Annotated in this window: 21 protein-coding genes and 1 riboswitch; of the genes, 17 read left to right on the forward strand and 4 right to left on the reverse strand. The window is 71.1% G+C overall.

Annotated features, from left to right (window positions below; genetic code table 11):
* Positions 1 to 171: 171 nt before the first annotated feature.
* The 12 genes from clsA (at position 172) to DLJ58_RS34865 (ending at position 8,929) form a co-directional block, all read left to right on the forward strand.
* Entirely contained in the window at positions 172 to 804 is a 633-nt protein-coding gene (clsA, locus tag DLJ58_RS11075) for a cardiolipin synthase ClsA (protein ID WP_124855490.1), read from the forward strand.
* On the forward strand, positions 801 to 1,745 hold the full coding sequence (locus DLJ58_RS11080) for a DUF881 domain-containing protein (protein WP_124855492.1): 945 nt from the start codon (positions 801 to 803) through the stop codon (positions 1,743 to 1,745). The genes clsA and DLJ58_RS11080 overlap by 4 nt, the downstream gene beginning before the upstream one ends.
* The gene (locus DLJ58_RS11085; protein WP_030327710.1) at positions 1,742 to 2,074 is read left to right on the forward strand and encodes a small basic family protein; all 333 of its coding nucleotides are present in this window, start codon (positions 1,742 to 1,744) and stop codon (positions 2,072 to 2,074) included. The genes DLJ58_RS11080 and DLJ58_RS11085 overlap by 4 nt, the downstream gene beginning before the upstream one ends.
* 11 nt (positions 2,075 to 2,085) lie before the next feature.
* Positions 2,086 to 3,075, forward strand: a complete 990-nt coding sequence (locus tag DLJ58_RS11090; RefSeq protein ID WP_124855494.1) for a DUF881 domain-containing protein — start codon at positions 2,086 to 2,088, stop codon at positions 3,073 to 3,075.
* Positions 3,076 to 3,135: 60 nt separating this feature from the next.
* Positions 3,136 to 3,516, forward strand: a complete 381-nt coding sequence (gene gcvH, locus DLJ58_RS11095) for a glycine cleavage system protein GcvH (protein ID WP_091397961.1) — start codon at positions 3,136 to 3,138, stop codon at positions 3,514 to 3,516.
* Between the two features lie 214 nt (positions 3,517 to 3,730).
* The gene (gene odhI / locus DLJ58_RS11100) at positions 3,731 to 4,183 is read left to right on the forward strand and encodes an oxoglutarate dehydrogenase inhibitor Odhl (RefSeq protein ID WP_007071101.1); all 453 of its coding nucleotides are present in this window, start codon (positions 3,731 to 3,733) and stop codon (positions 4,181 to 4,183) included.
* Between the two features lie 50 nt (positions 4,184 to 4,233).
* Positions 4,234 to 4,935 carry a transcriptional regulator FtsR gene (gene ftsR / locus DLJ58_RS11105; protein ID WP_181518541.1) on the forward strand — a complete coding sequence of 234 codons (702 nt, stop codon included), beginning with the start codon at positions 4,234 to 4,236 and terminating at the stop codon, positions 4,933 to 4,935.
* A 185-nt stretch (positions 4,936 to 5,120) separates the two neighbouring features.
* Entirely contained in the window at positions 5,121 to 5,585 is a 465-nt protein-coding gene (locus DLJ58_RS11110) for a bifunctional nuclease family protein (RefSeq protein ID WP_030327706.1), read from the forward strand.
* A gap of 159 nt (positions 5,586 to 5,744) precedes the next feature.
* A complete protein-coding gene (locus DLJ58_RS11115; protein ID WP_124855496.1) occupies positions 5,745 to 6,341 on the forward strand; it encodes a MerR family transcriptional regulator in 597 nt (198 codons plus the stop codon).
* 257 nt (positions 6,342 to 6,598) lie between these two features.
* Positions 6,599 to 6,997 (forward strand): group I truncated hemoglobin, encoded by a 399-nt coding sequence (locus DLJ58_RS11120; protein WP_124855498.1) that lies wholly within the window; start codon positions 6,599 to 6,601, stop codon positions 6,995 to 6,997.
* Between the two features lie 2 nt (positions 6,998 to 6,999).
* Positions 7,000 to 8,181 carry a globin domain-containing protein gene (locus DLJ58_RS34860; RefSeq protein ID WP_124855500.1) on the forward strand — a complete coding sequence of 394 codons (1,182 nt, stop codon included), beginning with the start codon at positions 7,000 to 7,002 and terminating at the stop codon, positions 8,179 to 8,181.
* A 52-nt stretch (positions 8,182 to 8,233) separates the two neighbouring features.
* Positions 8,234 to 8,929: a DivIVA domain-containing protein gene (locus tag DLJ58_RS34865; protein WP_124855502.1), complete on the forward strand. Its 696-nt coding sequence runs from the start codon at positions 8,234 to 8,236 to the stop codon at positions 8,927 to 8,929.
* A gap of 110 nt (positions 8,930 to 9,039) precedes the next feature.
* Here the strand turns inward: DLJ58_RS34865 and DLJ58_RS11135 are convergent, their stop codons facing one another.
* Entirely contained in the window at positions 9,040 to 9,696 is a 657-nt protein-coding gene (locus tag DLJ58_RS11135) for an NAD(P)H-binding protein (RefSeq protein WP_124855504.1), read from the reverse strand.
* 114 nt (positions 9,697 to 9,810) lie between these two features.
* Between DLJ58_RS11135 and DLJ58_RS11140 the strand changes: the two genes are divergently transcribed.
* From DLJ58_RS11140 to gcvP, 3 genes are all read left to right on the forward strand, one after another.
* Entirely contained in the window at positions 9,811 to 10,878 is a 1,068-nt protein-coding gene (locus tag DLJ58_RS11140; RefSeq protein ID WP_124855522.1) for a MerR family transcriptional regulator, read from the forward strand.
* Positions 10,879 to 10,977: 99 nt separating this feature from the next.
* Positions 10,978 to 11,820 (forward strand): NAD-dependent protein deacetylase, encoded by an 843-nt coding sequence (locus DLJ58_RS11145; protein ID WP_124855506.1) that lies wholly within the window; start codon positions 10,978 to 10,980, stop codon positions 11,818 to 11,820.
* Between the two features lie 72 nt (positions 11,821 to 11,892).
* A riboswitch (glycine riboswitch) is annotated at positions 11,893 to 11,991 on the forward strand.
* 73 nt (positions 11,992 to 12,064) lie between these two features.
* Positions 12,065 to 14,887 carry an aminomethyl-transferring glycine dehydrogenase gene (gene gcvP / locus DLJ58_RS11150; protein ID WP_124855508.1) on the forward strand — a complete coding sequence of 941 codons (2,823 nt, stop codon included), beginning with the start codon at positions 12,065 to 12,067 and terminating at the stop codon, positions 14,885 to 14,887.
* Between the two features lie 149 nt (positions 14,888 to 15,036).
* On the opposite strand, the gene DLJ58_RS11155 is transcribed toward gcvP, so the two are convergent.
* The gene (locus DLJ58_RS11155; RefSeq protein WP_007460326.1) at positions 15,037 to 15,237 is read right to left on the reverse strand and encodes a DUF5999 family protein; all 201 of its coding nucleotides are present in this window, start codon (positions 15,235 to 15,237) and stop codon (positions 15,037 to 15,039) included.
* Between the two features lie 123 nt (positions 15,238 to 15,360).
* Here DLJ58_RS11155 and DLJ58_RS11160 point away from each other — a divergent pair, with 123 nt between their 5' ends.
* A complete protein-coding gene (locus DLJ58_RS11160) occupies positions 15,361 to 16,608 on the forward strand; it encodes a chorismate-binding protein (protein WP_124855510.1) in 1,248 nt (415 codons plus the stop codon).
* Positions 16,609 to 16,640: 32 nt separating this feature from the next.
* Positions 16,641 to 17,150: a peptide deformylase gene (gene def / locus DLJ58_RS11165; RefSeq protein WP_124855512.1), complete on the forward strand. Its 510-nt coding sequence runs from the start codon at positions 16,641 to 16,643 to the stop codon at positions 17,148 to 17,150.
* Positions 17,151 to 17,204: 54 nt separating this feature from the next.
* On the opposite strand, the gene DLJ58_RS11170 is transcribed toward def, so the two are convergent.
* Together DLJ58_RS11170 and DLJ58_RS11175 are read right to left on the reverse strand one after the other, a co-directional pair.
* The gene (locus DLJ58_RS11170; RefSeq protein WP_124855514.1) at positions 17,205 to 17,975 is read right to left on the reverse strand and encodes a GNAT family N-acetyltransferase; all 771 of its coding nucleotides are present in this window, start codon (positions 17,973 to 17,975) and stop codon (positions 17,205 to 17,207) included.
* Entirely contained in the window at positions 17,975 to 18,739 is a 765-nt protein-coding gene (locus DLJ58_RS11175) for a sulfite exporter TauE/SafE family protein (protein WP_167493695.1), read from the reverse strand. Before DLJ58_RS11175 ends, DLJ58_RS11170 begins: the two co-directional genes overlap by 1 nt.
* Positions 18,740 to 18,741: the final 2 nt, after the last annotated feature.

Consider the following 18,741-nt stretch of genomic DNA (forward strand, 5'->3'; position numbering starts at 1 on the left):
TGGCAGCGCACCTACCCGGCCCGCGATCTTCGAGATCGCGGGCCGCATCAGGGGAAGGGGCCCCGCCCGGGGCCGCAGGGGAGAGCCGGCGCTGGTCGGCCCGACAGCGCGTACGACCCTCAGCCGCGCCCGGCGCCGGCCGGAGGGCTCACGTGCCGTGGAGGAGGATCGGTGTCGCGTCGGCCGGCTCGGGCAGAGCAACCGCGGGACACCGGTGACGAGACTCCCGGCAACCAGGTGCTCACCCTGCCCAACCTGATCAGCTTCGGGCGGCTGCTGGGCGTGCCGCTCTTCCTCTACCTGTTCCTGGTGGCGCGGGCCGACGTGGCGGCGGTCGTGGTGCTGGCCATCGGTGGCACCACCGACTGGGTCGACGGCTGGATCGCCCGCCGCCTGCACCAGGTCAGCCGCCTGGGCGAGCTGCTCGACCCGCTCGCCGACCGGCTCTACATCCTCGCCACCCTGGTCGCCTTCACCGCGCGGGACGTGGTGCCGTGGCAGTTCACCGCGGCGCTGCTGGCCCGTGAGGTGCTCCTGCTGGTCTCGCTGGCGGTGCTGCGTCGCTACGGGTACGGGCCGCCGCCGGTGCACTACGTGGGCAAGACCGCCACGTTCCTGCTGCTCGCGGCGTTCCCGGTGCTGCTGTTGGCCAGCGCGGCGACCGACGTGGCGACGGCGGCGAGCGCCATCGGGTGGGCGTTGGCCTGGTGGGGCCTGGTGCTGTACTGGGTGGCCGGCGGGATGTACGTCGTGCAGGCGGCCAGGCTGGTGCGCGCGGCGCGCGGTCCGGGAGCGGCGGCGTGAGCGCGCCGCGGCTGGGAAAACCCGGCCAGGACCGGGTGTACGCGCCGGACTTCCTCACCGAGCTGTTCCGCAACCCGCTGGATCCGGGGTACGCGGACGCGGCTGCCGCGCGCCGGAGCTCGGCGGAGTCGGCTCCGGCGCGCGGCTGGCGAGCCTTGCCGGCACGGTCGGTGAGCCTGGTAGTGGTGGTGATGCTCGGTTTCCTGTTCGCGGTCGCGTACCGGCAGACGATGGCGGACGAGCCGGGGCGGAGCCAGGCCCGTTCGGGTCTGGTGACGCAGATCAAGGAACGCGAGAGCCAGACCGATCGGTTGTCCACACGGGCGGACCAGCTGCGCGAGGAGGTCAGTCGGCAGCGGGACGCGGCGTTGAGCGGGTCGGCCGCTGCCCGGTTGCGCAACCTGGAGGCGAGCACCGGGCTGGGTCGGGTGCGCGGTGATGGTGTGGTGGTGCGGTTGGCGGACGCCCCAGACAAGGCGGACGCGGTCACCGGTGCCGGCGCCGGGCCGCCGCGGGTGCTCTACAGCGACCTGCAGGGTGTGGCGAACGCGTTGTGGAGTGCTGGCGCGGAGGCGATCGCCATCAACGGGCAACGGTTGACGTCGACGTCGACGATCCGGTCGGCGGGTGAGGCGATGCTCGTGGATTTCCGGCCGGTGACCGGGCCGTACGAGGTGTCGGCGATCGGGCCGGGTTCGATGCGGCGCGACTTCGAGGACAGCCGCAACGCGGCGCTGATGCGGAAGGTCGCGCAGGGGACGGGGTTGTCGTTCGGTGTGCGGGAGGCGGATGACCTCACCCTGCCGGCGGCACCGGAGCCGCAGCTACGCTACGCCAAGCCGTCGGTCAGTCCGAGCCCTTCCGCGTCGGGTGTCCGTTCCGGCAGTCCCGGGTCGTCCGGTCCGGCGACGACTGTTAGCCCCTCCGGAGGTGGCCGATGATCGCGGTGTTGGCGTTGCTCGCCGGTGTGGTGCTGGGCGTGTGGCTTGATCCCACGGTGCCGGCGGCGTTGCAGCCGTACCTGCCGATCGCGGTGGTGGCCGCGTTGGACGCGGTGTTCGGTGGGGTGCGGGCCCGGTTGGACCGCATCTTCGACGACAAGCAGTTCGTGGTGTCGTTCATTTCGAACGTGCTGGTGGCTGGTCTGATCGTGTATCTGGGTGACCAGTTGGGGGTGGGTGGGCAGTTGTCCACCGGTGTGGTCGTTGTGTTGGGTGTGCGTATCTTCGGCAACGTGGCGGCGATCCGTCGGCACCTGTTCCGGGCGTAGGTTGGGTTGCGATGAGTGACGAGCAGACCGACACGGGGACCGGGTGGCCGCAGCCGGCTGGTCCGGTGCGGCCGGATGGGCCGGCGGGTGAGCCGGATCCGCGGCCGGATGCGCCGGATCCGGATGAGTTGAGCCCGTTGGCGCCGCAACGGCCGGCGCAGCCGTCGGATGACGAGCCTGCGGCGGAGCCGGGTGTGGAGCCGGTCGACGATGGTGCGACGGTGGACCTGAGCGCGGTGTCGCGGTCGGGGGAGTCGCCGGTTGCGGGTTCCGCCGGGTCGGCGGAGCCGGTGGTGGCTGGTCGGTCCCGGTGGAGTGCGGCCGGGGTGATGATCGTCGCGTTGTTGGCGTTGCTGGGGTTCACGTTGGTCGTGCAGTTGAAGACGACGTCGACGGACCCGACTCTGGGGGCCACCCGGCAGGAGGACCTGGTCCGGATTCTGTCGGATCTGGATGCGCGGGAGAATCGCCTGCAGCAGGACATTCGGGCTCTGGAGGACAGTCAGCGGCAGTTGCGCTCGGGTGAGCAGGGTCGTCAGGCGGCGTTGGATGAGGCGACGCGGCGGGCGGACGAGTTGGGCATCCTGGCGGGGACGTTGCCGGCGGTGGGTCCGGGGTTGACTGTTCAGTTCGACGCCGGGGTGAAGCCGATTTCGGCGAACCGGGTGTTGGACGCGGTGCAGGAGCTGCGGGGTGCGGGCGCCGAGGCGATGCAGATTTCCGGTGGGGATCGGGCGACGGTGCGGATCATCGCGTCGACGTACTTCCTCGATGGGGACAACGGGTCGTTGATGGTGGAGGGGCGTCGGTTGTCGGGGCCGTACACGATCACGGTGATCGGTGATCCGGCGACGATGCGTACGGCGTTGAACATTCCTGGTGGGGTGGTGGCGTCGGTCCGGGGTGACGGCGGTAACGTGACGTTTGGGGAGCGTGAGGTTGCCGAGGTTTCGGCGCTGCACGTGCCGATCAAGTTGGAACACGCCCGTCCGGTCTCCTGACCGGCGCGGCCGCGCCGGACCCGGGTGGTCCGGGGCACCGATGGATGAAGGACGCGTCTGGTGATTCCCGAGGATCTGCGATACACCGCCGAGCATGAGTGGGTGGCGGGTGACGGCACGGCTTCGGTCCGGGTCGGCATCACCCACTTCGCGCAGGACGCGCTCGGTGACATCGTGTACGTGCAGTTGCCCGAGGCGGGTGCGGTGGTCGCGGCCGGTGACTCGTTGGGTGAGATCGAGTCGACCAAGAGCGTGTCGGAGATCTACGCGCCGGTGGCCGGTACGGTGGCGGCGCGCAACGACGCGTTGGCTGACACGCCTGAGCTGATCAACACTGATCCGTACGGTGAGGGTTGGTTGGTGGAGATCACGCCGAACGATCCGACTGCGACGGACGGGTTGCTGACGGCGGCCGCTTATCAGAAGATCACCGAAGGCTGAGTGTGCTTGATCCGGTGCGTGGGCTGTCTGCGCGCGTCCGGTTGCCCTGCATTTCGGCGCTGGCTAGGCTCGCCCAGTCGACCGAGAACCCAATAGTTGAGCGTTGCGGAATTGCCTTCCCGGGCACGGGGAGCCAGCCGCCGGGTGTTCAAGTGCCCGGCGGCCAGACCCGCCATTACCCGACGCCGACCGAACAGATCCGTGAGGTGGTCCCATGACGCGGCCAGACGACGAGTTCCCCCCACTCGACGTCACTTCGACGCTCAATCTCGGTTCGCTCGACGAAGTGCTGGAGGGGCCGGATACCGATGTGGTTCCGAGCCGGATGTCCGGTTCGTTGCCGCCGGGTATGGCGCTGCTGGTGGTTCGTCGAGGCCCGAATGCGGGTGCCCGGTTCCTGTTGGACCACGATGTGACGACCAGTGGCCGGCACCCGGACAGTGACATCTTCCTGGACGACGTGACGGTGTCGCGTCGGCACGCGGAGTTCCACCGCGATGGTGGGACGTTCACGGTGCGGGACGTGGGCAGCCTGAATGGCACGTACGTCAATCGTGAGCGGGTTGAGGCGGCCACGTTGAGCAATGGTGACGAGGTCCAGATCGGTAAGTTCCGGGTGGTGTTCATCGCCGGTCCGCGCCCGGAGGAGGAGGCCGGCCGGGGGTGAACGAGCCTGCGGCCTCCATGTCACCCGGGGCGGCTCGGTCTGAGCCGCTGATGAGCATCGGTGAGGTGCTTGGGCAGTTGCGGGTGGATTTTCCGGATACCACGATTTCGAAGCTGCGGTTTCTTGAGGCCGAGGGTTTGGTCGAGCCGCAGCGGACGGCGGCGGGTTACCGGAAGTACAGCTGGGACGATGTGGCGCGGTTGCGGTTCGTGTTGACCGCGCAGCGGGACAAGTACCTGCCGTTGCGGGTGATCCGGGAGCAGTTGGCGCAGTGGGATTCGTCCGGTGAGCAGCCGGGGCGGTCGCGGCCGGCGTTGGTGGCGGTTGGTCCCGATGGTGCGGTGCCGGGTCGTGAGTTGGCGGAGCCGGCCGAGTCGTCGCAGGTGCGGCTCGGCCGGGCGGATCTCGTGGCGCGCAGTGGGATCGACGAGTCGACGTTGGTTGAGTTGGAGCGGCTCGGTGTGCTGGTGTCGGATCCGCCGGGGTGGTATGACGCGGATGCTCTGATCATCGCGTCGGCGGTGGCGGGGTTGGCGGCGTACGGGTTGGAGCCGCGGCACCTGCGGGGTTATCGGACGGCGGCTGACCGGGAGGTTGGTTTGTTCGCGCAGTTGGTGGCCCCGTTGGCGCGGCAGAGTGATCCGGCGGCGCGGGCGCGGGCGGCGGAGACGGCGCGGGAGTTGGTGGCGTTGTCGGAGCAGCTGCACGCCGCGTTGGTGCGGGTGGGGTTGCGGTCGACGTTGGGTCGGTGAGGTTGCCCGGTGGGTGGCGGTTGCGCGGAAAGATCTCTTCCGGGAAGCGTGCCGTAGGCTTGCCGGGGTAACCCCTTTTCGGCGCGGGCGTGGTGCTGTAGCGCATGGGACGGCCGTGTTGCGGTCCGTGTACCGTGCAGGGAAGGGCGCGGTGCGGCGTAGGTGACAACGACACGGAGGCGGCGGTGCGCGAGCTGAGCGTGGTCGGAGTTCGGGTGGAGCTGCCCAGCAACCAGCCGATCGTCCTGCTCAGGGAGGTCGAGGGCGACCGCTATCTGCCGATCTGGATCGGCGCGGTCGAGGCCACGGCTATCGCTTATGAGCAGCAGGGGGTCAAGCCGGCCCGGCCGTTGACGCATGATCTTCTGCGGGATGTGTTGGCGGCGTTGAAGGCGCCCTTGCAGGCGGTGGAGATCACCGAGCTGAAGGAGAACGTCTTCTACGCGGATCTGTTGATCGGCGATGGGGTGCGGGTGTCGGCGCGGCCGAGCGATTCGATCGCGTTGGCGTTGCGGGTTGGTGCGCCGATTCGTTGTGCGGAGCAGGTCCTCAGCGAGGCGGGGATCGTTATCCCTGATGAGCAGGAGGACGAGGTGGAGAAGTTCCGCGAGTTCCTGGAGCAGGTGCGTCCGGAGGATTTCGCGGGCTGAGGTGTGCCTGGGCTCGGTTGGTGATCTTTCTCGGTGGCTGCGCGGCGTGTCGCGTCGGTTCCTCCGTGGTAACCCCTGACGGTGGCGATAGGGTTTCCATGTCGAGGGGTGCGCGTCCCGGAAACGATGCGTCGCCACACTGACGGGGAGGTTGTCCGGATGCACGAGCCGCAGGATTCCGATCCGGGTGCAGAGTTCGACGAGTCGGGTGCCTCGTCGCCAGGTGTGGCGGCTGAGGGTGACGGTTCGGTTGGCTACCGGGGTGTGACGGCCTGCCACGCGGTGGGCATCAGTTACCGGCAGTTGGATTATTGGGCGCGGACGACGCTGGTGGTGCCGAGCGTTCGGGACGCCTCGGGTTCGGGGACGCAGCGGTTGTATTCGTTCCGGGATCTGGTGGTGTTGAAGGTCGTGAAGCGGTTGTTGGACGCGGGGGTGTCCCTGCAGAACATCCGTAAGGCGATCGAGGCGTTGCGGTCGCGTGGTGTGGAGGATCTGGCGGGGATCACGCTGATCTCTGATGGGACGACGGTGTACGAGTGCCGGTCTCCGGAGGAGGTGGTCGACCTGTTGCAGGGTGGCCAGGGGGTCTTCGGCATCGCGATCGGTGGGGCTTTCAAGGAGATCCAGGGGTCGTTGTCGCATCTGCCGGCGGAGCCGGCGACGAGCGGCCCGGTGGAGCCGGCGGTGGCGTCGGGCTCGGATCCGGTGGGTGACGAGTTGGCGGCGCGGCGGGCGCGGCGGCGCGCCGGCTGATCGTTCGTTTTTCGGGTTTTTTCCGGTTGTTTTCTCGCGACCGTCGGTGACGGTGGCGGGGTTGTGTCGGCGATGGCGGTCCACTGTAGATACCGTGGGTGTCGTTTCGGTGGCCCATTGTGGAGATACCCATCGGTAGTGGTGACGCAACGTGTCAGCGTGTTGTCGGGAACCCGATAAGAGGGCGCTGACCGGGAGCGGTTGACACGCTATGGTCCCTCACGGTTCTGGACCCTTCATCCCCGGAAGGAACGACCGTGACGGTTACGGAAGAGACTGCTCCCGCCTCGCACTACGACCGCATTGGCGGTGCCAATTCGGTCAAGGCGGCGGTTGAGCTGTTCTACGACAAGGTGCTCGCGGACCCGGAGTTGGCGGGCTACTTCGCTGACGTGGACATGGCCGGTCAGCGGCGGCATCTGGCGTTGATGTTGACGGTGGTGCTGGGTGGCCCGAACGAGTACACGGGACGCGGGTTGGCCGAGGCGCACCAGCCGTTGAACATCACGGTGGGGCACTACGCGAAGGTTGGCGAGCACCTGACGGTGACGCTGACCGAGCTGGGGGTGCCGGCGGACATCCTGGCCGACGTGCAGACGGTGCTGGGGCAGGTGCAGGGCCAGGTGGTGGCTGCCGGGAACAGGTCGGGCGCCTGAGCGTGGACGCGGCTCGCCTCAAGCAGAGCTGGTCGGTGGTCGCCGGTCACGGCGACCAGGTGCCGCTCTACTTCTACTCGACGTTGTTCCTCGCTCATCCTGAGACGCGGCAGATGTTCCCCACGAACATGGCCGGTCAGCGGGACCGCCTCGTGACCGCGTTGGGTCACATCGTGTCCAACGTGGACCAGGTGGATCGGCTGGTGGGTTTCCTTCAGGATCTCGGCGCGGATCACCGCAAGTTCGCGGTCCGCGCGGAGCACTATCCGGCGGTCGGTGAGGCGCTGGTGGCGACGTTGCAGCATTTCCTCGCCGAGCAGTGGACCGACGAGTTGGCTGCGGACTGGACGGCCGCGTACGGGTTGGTCGCCCAGGTGATGACGGAGGCCGCGCAGGCCGCTGAGGCGGTCAATCCGCCGTGGTGGGTGGCGGAGATCGTGGCGCATGAGCGGCGGGCGTTCGACGTGGCGGTGTTGACGGTGCGTCCGCAGTATCTGTTGCCGTTCACACCGGGTCAGTCGATCGGGGTGTCGCACCCGTCGGTGCGGTCGTGGCGGTACTACTCGCCGGCGAACGCGCCGCGGGCGGACGGCACGTTGGAGTTGCATGTGCGGGCCGCGCCGGGTGGCGCGGTGTCGTCGCGGTTGGTGTACGGGTCGGCGGTGGGGGATCGGATCCACCTGGCGGCGCCGGTGGGGGACCGGCTGGGGTTGTGGTCGGCGGGCTCCAGTGACCTGTTGCTGCTGGTTTCGGGTACCGGCTGGGCGCCGGTGAAGGCGTTGGTGGAGCAGGTGGCGGCGGAGGGTTCCCGTCGTCGGGTGGACCTGTACGTGGGGGCCCGGTCCCGTAGCGAGTTCTACGACAGCGACGCGATCGACAAGTTGGCGTCGTCGTATCCGTGGTTGACGGTGACGTACGTCGTCGGTGCCGACGTGCACCGGCCGGGGGAGTTCGTGCAGGCGGTGGACCGGGCGTTGGTCGACGGTGACTGGCGGTCCCGGCACGTGTTCGTGTGTGGGTCGGACGAGATGGTGTCGTACGCGGTGCGGACGTTGGTTCAGGCGGGTTACCACGAGGGTCAGGTGCACCACGAGGGCCTGGGCGGGCAGTGGTACGGCCCGGCGTGGCGGACGGCGGTGCAGCAGTCGGCTGCGGGTGACACTTCGGGAGGTGGGCACAGGTGAGCGCGAGGAGTGAGCTTGCGAGCCCCGCAGTCGCGAACGGAGGTCTGCACAGGTGAGTGCGACGCCGATCAGTCGGTATGACGGGGTGCAGGTTTCCGGCGGTGTGCAGGTGCGGATGACCGCCGATCGGGTTCGGCGGTGGGAGTTCGGTGCGGCGTCGTTCGCGCGGCGTGGTTACGACAACGCTGACGTGGACCGGTTCCGGATGCAGGTCGCCGACGAGTTGGACCTGTTGGCGACGCAGATCGCGACGTTGCGGGCGGAGAACGAGCGGCTGACCGACCGGGTGGAGTTGCACCGGCACGGGGTGATTCCGAGTACGGGGGCGGCGGCGAAGGCCCCGGCGGCGCGGGAGGTCAATCTGCTGTCGGCGGCGCAGCGGGAGGCCGAGCAGATCATCGCGCAGGCGCATGACTACGCACGTCGGGTCGCCGAGTACGCCCGGGTGCAGTACGAGAGTTACCTGCACGCGGCGGAGGCGGAGGCGAAGCAGGAGGCGGAGCGGGCGGTGGCGGAGTACCGCAGCGCGGCGGGGTCGAGCTTCGACGACACGGTGGCGACCCGGGAGGCGTTGCGGATCTTCGGCGAGATGATGGTGTCGCACATGCAGGCGGCGGCGCGGCATCTCGACGACGGCAGTGAGCAGTTGGCGCGCACGATGGATCGGATCGCGGCGGAGACGCCGGGGGCGCCGTTCGTGGGTGGCGTGGTGGGCCAGTCGGCGTTGCCGCGGCACCAGCAGCGCTGAGTCGCCGGGTGGGGGGCGCTGACGTGGACCCCACTCGGTGCGCTGGCGGCGGTGGCATGGTCGGAGGGGTCAGGCGGGGCTGACCCATGGCCCGCCCCTGGGAGAGGCTGTCAGCTGACGGCGGCGCGGACGGCCTCGGCGATCGGGGTGGGTCCGTCGACGAGTTCCAGGGTCGCGCCGGTGGTGCGCGGTTCGTCGAGCAGCGCGGCGAGGACGTGGGCGACGTCAGTGCGGCTGATCGCGCCACTGCCCGCGTGTGGGGTGAGGGTGACCCGCCCGGTGGGTGGGTCGTCGGTGAGCCGGCCGGGTCGCAGCACCGTCCAGGCCAGGTCGCGGCCGCGCAGGTCGTCCTCGGCGGCGCGTTTGGCGCGCAGGTACGCCGCCCACACGTCGTCGGTGCCGGGGGCGGGTGGTGTGTCCACGCCCATGGAGGAGACGAGCAGGTAGCGGTGGACGCCGGCTCGGGTGGCGGCGTCGGCGAGCAGCACGGCGGCGGCCCGGTCGACGGTGTCCTTGCGGGCGGCGCCGCTGCCGGGGCCGGCGCCCGCGGCGAAGACCACCGCGTCGGCGCCGTGGAGGTGCTCGGCCAACTGTTCGATCGGGGTGTGTTCCAGGTCGCAGACGACGGGGGTGGCGCCGGCGGCGCGCAGCGTCGCGGTCTGCTCGGGGTTGCGGATGAGGCCGACGGCGGTGTCGCCGCGTCCGGCGAGGTGGCGTTGCAACAGTAGGGCGATCTTGCCGTGGCCTCCGGCGATGACGACGCGCATGGGCCCAACCTACCGGCGCGGCGGGGGTGCAGGTGCCGGCTTGACCTTGACCTTCGGGCAACCCTGAGCCTGGTGGGTGCCGGTCGCCGTGACCGGCGCGAGGAGGATGTCGACGTGGGGCTGATGACCATCGGGGCGTTCGCCCGGGCGGCGAGGCTGACACCGAAGGCGTTGCGCCTGTACGACCAGGTTGGGCTGCTGGTGCCGGCCGCTGTCGATCCGGAGTCCGGTTACCGGCTCTACGACCCGGCTCAGCTGCCGGTGGCTCGGCTGGTCGCCCAGTTGCGTCGCCTCGGTATGCCGCTGGCGACGATCCGGGTCGTGTGCGGCCTGGAGCCCGCGGCGGCGGCTGAGGCGGTCACCGCGTACTGGCGGCAGGTCAGCGCCGACACCGCGGCGCGTGCCCGGCTCGCCACTCTTCTCGTGGACCACCTGTCTGAAGGGGGCACCACCATGTCTGACCCGAATCCCACAATTGCCGTCCGTTGCGCCGCCGGTTGTGACACCGGGCTGGTGCGCGACAGCAACGAGGACACCGCGTACGCCAGCGAGCGGTTGCTCGCCGTCGCCGACGGTATGCGGGGGCCCGGCGGTGCGGCCGCCAGCGCCGCCGCCGTCGACGCCCTGAAGCCGTTGGCGTTCACCGACGTGCCGTCGGCCGACCTGCTGACGATGCTGGCCGGTGCGGTGAGTGACGCCGACCGCGCCGTGCACGGGTTGGCCACCGACACCGACCAGCCGGTCACCACGCTGACCGCGTTGCTGCTCAGCGGTTCCCGGCTGGCGCTGGTGCACGTCGGTGACACCCGGGCCTACCTGCTGCGCGGCGGTGACCTGTCGCTGCTCACGCAGGATCACACCTGGGTGCAGACCCAGGTTGATCAGGGCCGGCTCGACCGGGACCAGGCCGCGACGCATCCGCAGCGCGCGGTGCTGGTGCGCGCCCTCGGTGGCGGCCGGCAGGTCGAGGCGGATCTGGCGCTGCGTACCGCGTTGCCGGGCGACCGGTACCTGGTGTGCTCCGACGGGCTGTCCGCGGTCGTCGACCGGGCCGATCTGGGGTCGGCGTTGGCCGCGACGGACGATCCCGAGGACACGGTGCGGGCGCTGATCGATCTGGCGCGGGCCGAGGGGGCGCCGGACAACATCGCCTGCGTCGTCGCCGACGTCGTCGCGGTGTAGCTGTCGGCTTCGCCGCCGACGTCACCCGCGCCGGGTGGGGCCGCCCACCCGGCGCGGGGCTCGGCGTTGGTGAACCGGTTGAGGCAGCATGGAGAGGTGATGGAGAGTTTCGACGCGTTGACCTCGCTGGTGGCCGGTGGTGGGGTGGTGGTGCTCAGCGGCGCCGGCCTGTCCACCGAGTCGGGAATTCCGGACTACCGGGGGCCCAGCGGGGTGGCGCAGCGGCACACGCCGATGACCTTCCAGGCGTTCACCCGCGATCCCCTGGCCCGGCGGCGCTACTGGGCGCGCAGCCACCTGGGCTGGCGGCTGATCGCGGGTGCGGCGCCCAACGCCGGGCACCGGGCGGTGGCCGGGCTGCAACACGCCGGGCTGGTCGACACGGTGATCACCCAGAACGTCGACGGTCTGCACGGTGCGGCCGGCAGCCCGTCGGTGATCGAGCTGCACGGCCGCCTCGACGAGGTGACCTGCCTGGACTGCGGCAACCTGACCTCCCGGGAGGAGCTTCACCGGCGGCTGCGCGAGGCCAACCCGGAGTTCGTGGCCCGCGTCGCCGCGGTCAACCCGGACGGTGATGTTGATCTCCCCGATGAGCAGGTGGCGGCGTTTCGGCCGGTGGACTGCGGGATCTGCGGCACCGGGATGCTGAAACCGGACGTGGTGTTCTTCGGTGAGACGGTGCCGGCGCAGCGGGTGGCGCGGTGTTTCGCGGCCGTGGAGCAGGCCCGGTCGTTGCTGGTGCTCGGGTCGTCGTTGACGGTGATGTCGGGGCGCCGATTCGTGATTCGGGCCGCGAAACGGGGCATCCCGGTCGCGATCGTCAACCAGGGGCCGACCCGGGGTGACGGCCACGTCACCGTGTGCGTCGACGCGCCGCTGGGCGCGGTGCTGCCGCAGTTGGCCGCGCGGGTCGGCGCCGGGACACCGCTGGGGGTGTGACGGGCCGGGCCCCGGCGCGGGGGTAGGACATCCGCCGGAAACACCAACGCTGGTAGCGTTGACCACGCCGGTAACACCCACGTGGGAGAGACCGCCCGACAGCACGCAGGGCGGCGCCGAAGGGGCAAATCCTCCCCGGAACCTCTCAGGCAAAAGGACCTCGTGGGCAGGCACTGTGGAGTGCCCTGAGTGGGTGCGACAGAGGGGGAGGCCGACACGTCGACCTCGCCCCGGGAGTGCCCCTATGACCGTAGAGCAGTTCGCCACCCGTCACATCGGTCCCGGCCCCGACGATGAGCGTCGGATGCTGGAGGTCGTCGGGCACGACTCGATCGACGAGCTGATGGACGCCGCGATCCCCGAGGTGATCCGCTGGCACGGCACCCTCGACCTGCCCGACCCGGCCACCGAGGCCGAGACGATCGCCGAGCTGCGGGCCCTCGCGGCGCGTAACACCGTCGCCGTCTCCATGATCGGGTTGGGGTACCACGGCACGCACACCCCTGCGGTGATCCGCCGCAACGTCCTTGAAGACCCGGCCTGGTACACGGCGTACACGCCGTACCAGCCGGAGATCAGCCAGGGCCGCCTGGAGGCGCTGCTGAACTTCCAGACCATGGTCACCGATCTGACCGGGTTGGCCACCGCGAACGCCTCGATGCTCGATGAGGGCACCGCGGCGGCGGAGGCCATGACCCTGGCGCGGCGGGCCTCCAAGAGCAAGAGCGGTGTGTACGTCGTCGACGCCGACGCGTTGCCGCAGACCATCGCGGTGATCACCAGCCGGGCCGAGCCGCTCGGCATCGACGTGCGGGTCCTCGACGTGCAGCGCGACGAGTTGCCGGCGGAGTTCTTCGGCCTGCACCTGCAGTACCCGGGGGCGTCCGGTGCGGTGCGCGATGACGCCAGCCTCGTGCAGGCGGCACACGCCGTCGGCGCCCTGGTGACCGTGGCGGCGGACCTGCTGGCGTTGACGCTGCTGCGCGCACCGGGGGAGATCGGCGCGGACATCGCCGCCGGCACCACCCAGCGTTTCGGCGTACCGATGGGCTTCGGTGGGCCGCACGCCGGTTACCTGGCGGTGCGCTCGGGCCTGGAACGGATGCTGCCCGGGCGCCTGGTCGGGGTGTCGCGCGACGCGGACGGCAACCCGGCCTACCGGTTGGCGTTGCAGACCCGTGAGCAGCACATCCGGCGGGAGAAGGCGACCAGCAACATCTGCACCGCGCAGGTGCTGCTCGCGGTGATGGCCGGCATGTACGCCGTCTACCACGGCCCCGACGGGCTGCGCGACATCGCGACGCGTACCCATGCGATGGCGGCGCGGCTCGCGGCCGGGTTGCGCGCAGGCGGCGTGGACGTCGCGGACGTCGCGTTCTTCGACACCGTCACCGCGACCGTTCCCGGGCGGGCCGCCGAGGTGGTGGCCGCCGCCGCGGACCGTGGCGTCAACCTGCGGCTGGTCGACGCCGACCGGGTGGGCGTGTCCTGCGACGAGACCACGACCGACGCGCACCTGGCGCAGGTGTGGGCGGCGTTCGGGGTGCCCGCGTTCGACGGGGACGCGGACGCGGCCCTGCCGGTCGACCTGACGCGCGGCAGCGACTTCCTCACCCACCCGGTGTTCCGCAGCCACCACTCGGAGACGGCGATGCTGCGCTACCTGCGGAGGCTGTCGGACTTCGACTACGCCCTGGACCGGGGCATGATCCCGCTCGGGTCGTGCACGATGAAGCTGAACGCGACCACCGAGATGGAGCCGGTCAGCTGGGCGGAGTTCGCGAACATCCACCCGTTCGCACCGGACGCGCAGACCGTCGGGTACCGGGAGATGATCGGTCAGCTGGAGTCGTGGCTGGCCGAGGTGACCGGCTACGACGCGGTGAGCGTGCAGCCCAACGCCGGTTCGCAGGGCGAGCTGGCCGGGCTGCTGGCGATCCGCTCGTACCACGCGTCGCGGGGTGAGACGCACCGCGACGTGTGCCTGATCCCGTCGTCGGCGCACGGCACGAACGCGGCGTCGGCGGTGATGGCCGGCATGCGCGTCGTGGTGGTGGCCTGCGACGACGACGGCAACGTCGACCTCGTCGACCTGGACGCGAAGATCGACAAGCACCGGGACGCACTCGCCGCGATCATGGTGACGTACCCGTCCACGCACGGTGTGTACGAGACGGGCATCGCGTCGTTGTGCGCGAAGGTGCACGACGCCGGCGGGCAGGTGTACGTCGACGGGGCGAACCTCAACGCCCTGGTCGGGTTCGCCAAGCCCGGCAAGTTCGGCGCCGACGTGTCGCACCTGAACCTGCACAAGACGTTCTGCATCCCGCACGGCGGCGGTGGCCCCGGCGTGGGCCCGGTGGCGGTCCGCGCGCACCTTTCGCCGTTCCTGCCCGGTGACCCGCTGGGCGCGCACGTGGACGCCACGCCGGCGATCTCGGCGGCGAAGTACGGGTCGGCGGGCATCCTGCCGATCCCGTGGGCGTACCTGCGGATGATGGGCGCCGAAGGGCTGACCCGGGCCACCGGTGTGGCGGTGCTCGCGGCGAACTACGTGGCGGCGCGGCTGCGGGGGCACTTCCCGGTGCTGTACGCCGGCAACAAGGGCCTGGTGGCCCACGAGTGCATCCTCGACCTGCGGCCGTTGACGAAGGCGACCGGGGTGAGCGTCGACGACGTGGCGAAGCGGCTGATCGACTACGGCTTCCACGCGCCGACGATGTCGTTCCCGGTGGCGGGGACGCTGATGGTGGAACCGACCGAGAGCGAGGACCTGGCCGAGTTGGACCGGTTCTGCGACGCGATGATCGCGATCCGCGCGGAGATCGAGCAGGTGGGTTCCGGGGCGTGGCCGGTAGGGGACAACCCGCTGGCCAACGCGCCGCACACCGCGGCGATGGTCAGCGGTGACGAGTGGTCACACGCGTACCCGCGGTCGGTGGGCGCGTACCCGGTCGGGGTGGACCGGGCCGGGAAGTACTGGCCGCCGGTGCGGCGCATCGACGGCGCGTACGGCGACCGGAACCTGGTCTGCTCGTGCCCGTCGCCGGAGGCGTTCGAGGACTGACGACGCCGCAGCCGGTCGAGACTGACGACGGCGCGCCGGGGCGGGCGGTACGGCCTGCCCCGGCAGCCGCTGCGACCTGGGCGGGGACGTCCCTTACCGGGGGACTAGCCTGGGTCGACGGCGGCTAAACGGTGACGCTGAGTGGTCGGTCAGGCCACGAGAGCGTGGCGGGCGGGGCCGCGGTGCGGTGCGATGCTGCTGCCGTCGGGAAGCAGCTCGCCGGTGTCCTCGAAGACGATGACACCGTTGCAGAGCAGGCTCCAGCCCTGCTCACGGAAGCAGGCGAGGACCCGTGCGGCTTCCCGGTCGGTGGCTTCAGCGGAGGGGCAGGTCGGTTGGTGCTGGCACATCGGGTTCTCCGGACTGTGGGGGCACTGTGTCATGGTTCACATGACCAGTGACGCACAGTACCAAGCGAAAGTGTCCAGCATCGACCAGGTGCCCGCCTGGTGCACGGGAAATCCACTGAACGGATGAGGAAGGTTGGACCGTACGGCGTGGAAACGCTCCCACAGGTGTGCGCCGCGGACAGCGGCCCTGCTGCACTGGCCGCCCACAGCGGCCCGGCTGCGTCGATCGATGTACCCGCCGCTCCGGCCGCGTGTCGGGGCGCGCTGACCGAACGCGCACGCCTGCACTGGTCCCGCGGCGACGGCGGCGACCCCGCGGCCCTCGCCGAGGAGTTCCTCGCCGCGCACGGCCTACCCCTGCACGACCTGACCCGACCCGCCACCGGCCAGCACGACAGCGGGGTCTGCGGCGCGGCGCTGTACCTGTCCGCCGCCGCCGGGGCGCTGCTGGCCGGCGCACCCACCGGGGCGCCCGAGCCCGCGCCGGCCCTGCCCGACCTCGCCGTCGTCGTCTACCAGCACGGCCCCACCCGGGTCACCCGGCCCGGCCCACCGCCGCCGTGGTGGCTCGGCGAGTGGATCGAGAGCTGGACCCCCGGCCAGCACGCCGCCGCCGTCGACGCGGTCCGCGCCGCCATCGGCCGCGGCGACGTCTACCAGAGCAACCTCGTGGGCCACGCCGCCGCCCCCTACACCGGCGACCCGCTGCCGGCCCTGAGCCGCCTCGGCGCGCTCCCCGGCGCCCGCTACGGCGGCGTCCTCACCGGCGACGGCTGGGCCATCGGCTGCGCCTCCCCGGAAACCCTCGTCGAGGTCACCGACGGGCAGGTGATCACCCGGCCGATCAAGGGCACCCGCCCGGCCACCGCCGCCGGCCGCGCCGAACTGCTCGCCAGCGCGAAGGAACGCGCCGAACACATCATGATCGTCGACCTGGAACGCAACGACCTCGCCCGCATCGCCCGCACCGGCACCGTCACCGTCGACGAGCTGTTCGCCGTACGCCGCTGGTGCGACCTGTGGCAGGCCGAGTCGACCGTCCGCGCCGCCGCCGACGACGGCCTCGGCCTCGCCGACCTGCTGCGCGCCACCTGCCCCGGCGGCTCCGTCACCGGCGCCCCGAAGCTCGCCGCCCTGACCCAGATCAGCGCCCTCGAACCGGTCGGGCGGGGCGCCAGCATGGGCGCGCTGGGCTGGGTCGCCCCGGGTCACGTCGACCTGGGCCTGACCATCCGCACCGCCGCCGCCGACGGCCAGCGGCTGCACACCTGGGCCGGCGGCGGCATCACCTGGGACAGCGACGCGCACGCCGAGGTCGCCGAGGCCGCCGCGAAGACCACCCCGATCCGCGCGACCCTGGCCGGGCGCTGACCGGCGTACCGCACGGCGATACGCTGAACCCCATGACCATGCGGCCCATCCGGATCATCGGCGACCCTGTCCTGCGCACCGGATGCGAACCGGTCACCACCTTCGACGCCGAGCTGCGGGCCCTCGTCACCGACCTGATGGACACCCTGCTCGGCGCCCCCGGCCGCGCCGGTGTCGCCGCACCGCAGATCGGCGTCAGCGCCCAGGTGTTCGTCTACGACGCCGACGGGCACCGCGGCCACCTCATCAACCCCACCCTGGAGTTGTCCGACGAGCTCCAGGACGACGAGGAGGGCTGCCTGTCCATCCCCGGGCTGTACTTCCCGACCGTACGGGCCCTGCACGCCACCGCCCACGGCGTCGACCAGCACGGCGAGCCGCTGACCATCGCCGGCAGCGGCTTCCTGGCCCGCGCCCTGCAACACGAGACCGACCACCTGGGCGGGCGGCTCTACGTCGACACGCTGCGCGGCGACACCCGCCGCCGGGCCCTGCGCGAGATCCGCGCCGGACGCTTCGACTCACCCAGCCGCCGCCGCTGACCCCTCGTCCGGAAGCCGGCGCTCAACGTTTCGCGACCATCCGCCCGAGGGTGGTCACCGGGCCGTCAGCGTCCACTCCTCGTAGTCGGCGACCCGGGTGAACCCCACCCGCTCGTACAGCCGCACCGCCGCCGTGTTGTCCGCCTTCACGTTCAACGTGACGTGTTCCACGGTCTCGCGCAGCCGGACACAGAGCGCTGCCACCACCGCCGCGCCCAACCCTCGTCCCCGCCACCGCGGATGGGTCGTGACGTTGCCCAACGCCGCCACCCGGTAGACCGGGGACCACACATGCACCCCGGCCACCGCCACCAACTCACCGTCCTCGCGTACGCCCAGGTACTGCCCGGTGTCCACCATCCGAGGATCGAACCAGTTCCCCGGGTACGCCTGCGCGTACAGGCGGCGCAGCCCCGGCAGGTCCGCCGTCCCGAGCACCACACCCTCGGGACGCACCACCGACAGACGGGCCGGAGCGGTCAACGCCATCCGGTGGTGCAGGCCACCGGGATCCAACCGGTACGACCCGGCCAGGATGTCGGACAGCCCGGGGGAGAGGTGGGCGTACAACCGCGCGGGCAGCGTCGGCGCAAGGTCGGCCAGCAACGCCGCCAGCGCCGCGGTGTCCGCCGGCGCCGCGAACGCCAGCAGCGTCGGCGGATCGACCCCGTGATAGAGCAGCGCGACCTGCTCACCCCGGCGAAACCACGAGGTGTACGGCCAGAAGAAGTCGTCCAGGTCGCCCAACTGGTAGGCATGCAGCACCGGATCACGCCCCAGCAACCGTGCCAGGACCGTACGGTCATGCTCGGGGCGTACCGCCATCAGCGGGCCACCCACTGGTCGTATCCGAGCTTCGCCACCAACGCCACCACCACCACCAGCAACACCACCCGCACGAACCCGGAGCCGCGGCGCAACGCCATCCGCGCCCCCAGCACCGCGCCGGCGATGTTGCACACCGCCATGCCCGCGCCCAGCAGCCACCACACGTGCCCGGTCACCCCGAACACCACAAGCGCGCCCAGGTTCGTCCCCGCGTTGACGACCTTCGCCATCGCCGAGCCGTGCACGAAGTCCGCGCCCACCAGGGCGGTGAACGCCAACACCAGGAACGTGCCGGTGCCCGGGCCGATCAACCCGTCGTACAGGGCGATGCCCACCCCGGCCACCGCGATCACCACCGCCACCCGCACCGGAGTGCGCCTCGCCGGCACCGCCACCACCCCCATCCGGGGACGCAGCAGCACGAACACCGCCACCGACACCAGCACCACCAGCACCACCGGCCGGTACGCCGACGCCGGCACCGCCCCGGCCAGCGCCGCACCCACGCCCGCGCTGAGCACCGCGAACCCCGCCGCCGGGCCCGCCACCCGCCAGTCGACCTTCGTCCTACGGGCGTACGTCGCCGCCGCGGTGGCCGTACCGAAGATCGCGGCCAGTTTGTTCGTGCCCAACGCGGTGGCCACCGGCAACCCCGGGGCAGCCACCAACAACGCCGGCAGCAGCAACAACCCGCCACCACCGACCACGGCATCGACCCACCCGGCCATCGCGGCGGCGGCCAGCAGCGTACTCAACGTCACGG

The sequence above is a fragment of the Micromonospora arida genome, from assembly GCF_003857035.1.
Taxonomy (GTDB): Bacteria; Actinomycetota; Actinomycetes; order Mycobacteriales; family Micromonosporaceae; genus Micromonospora; species Micromonospora arida.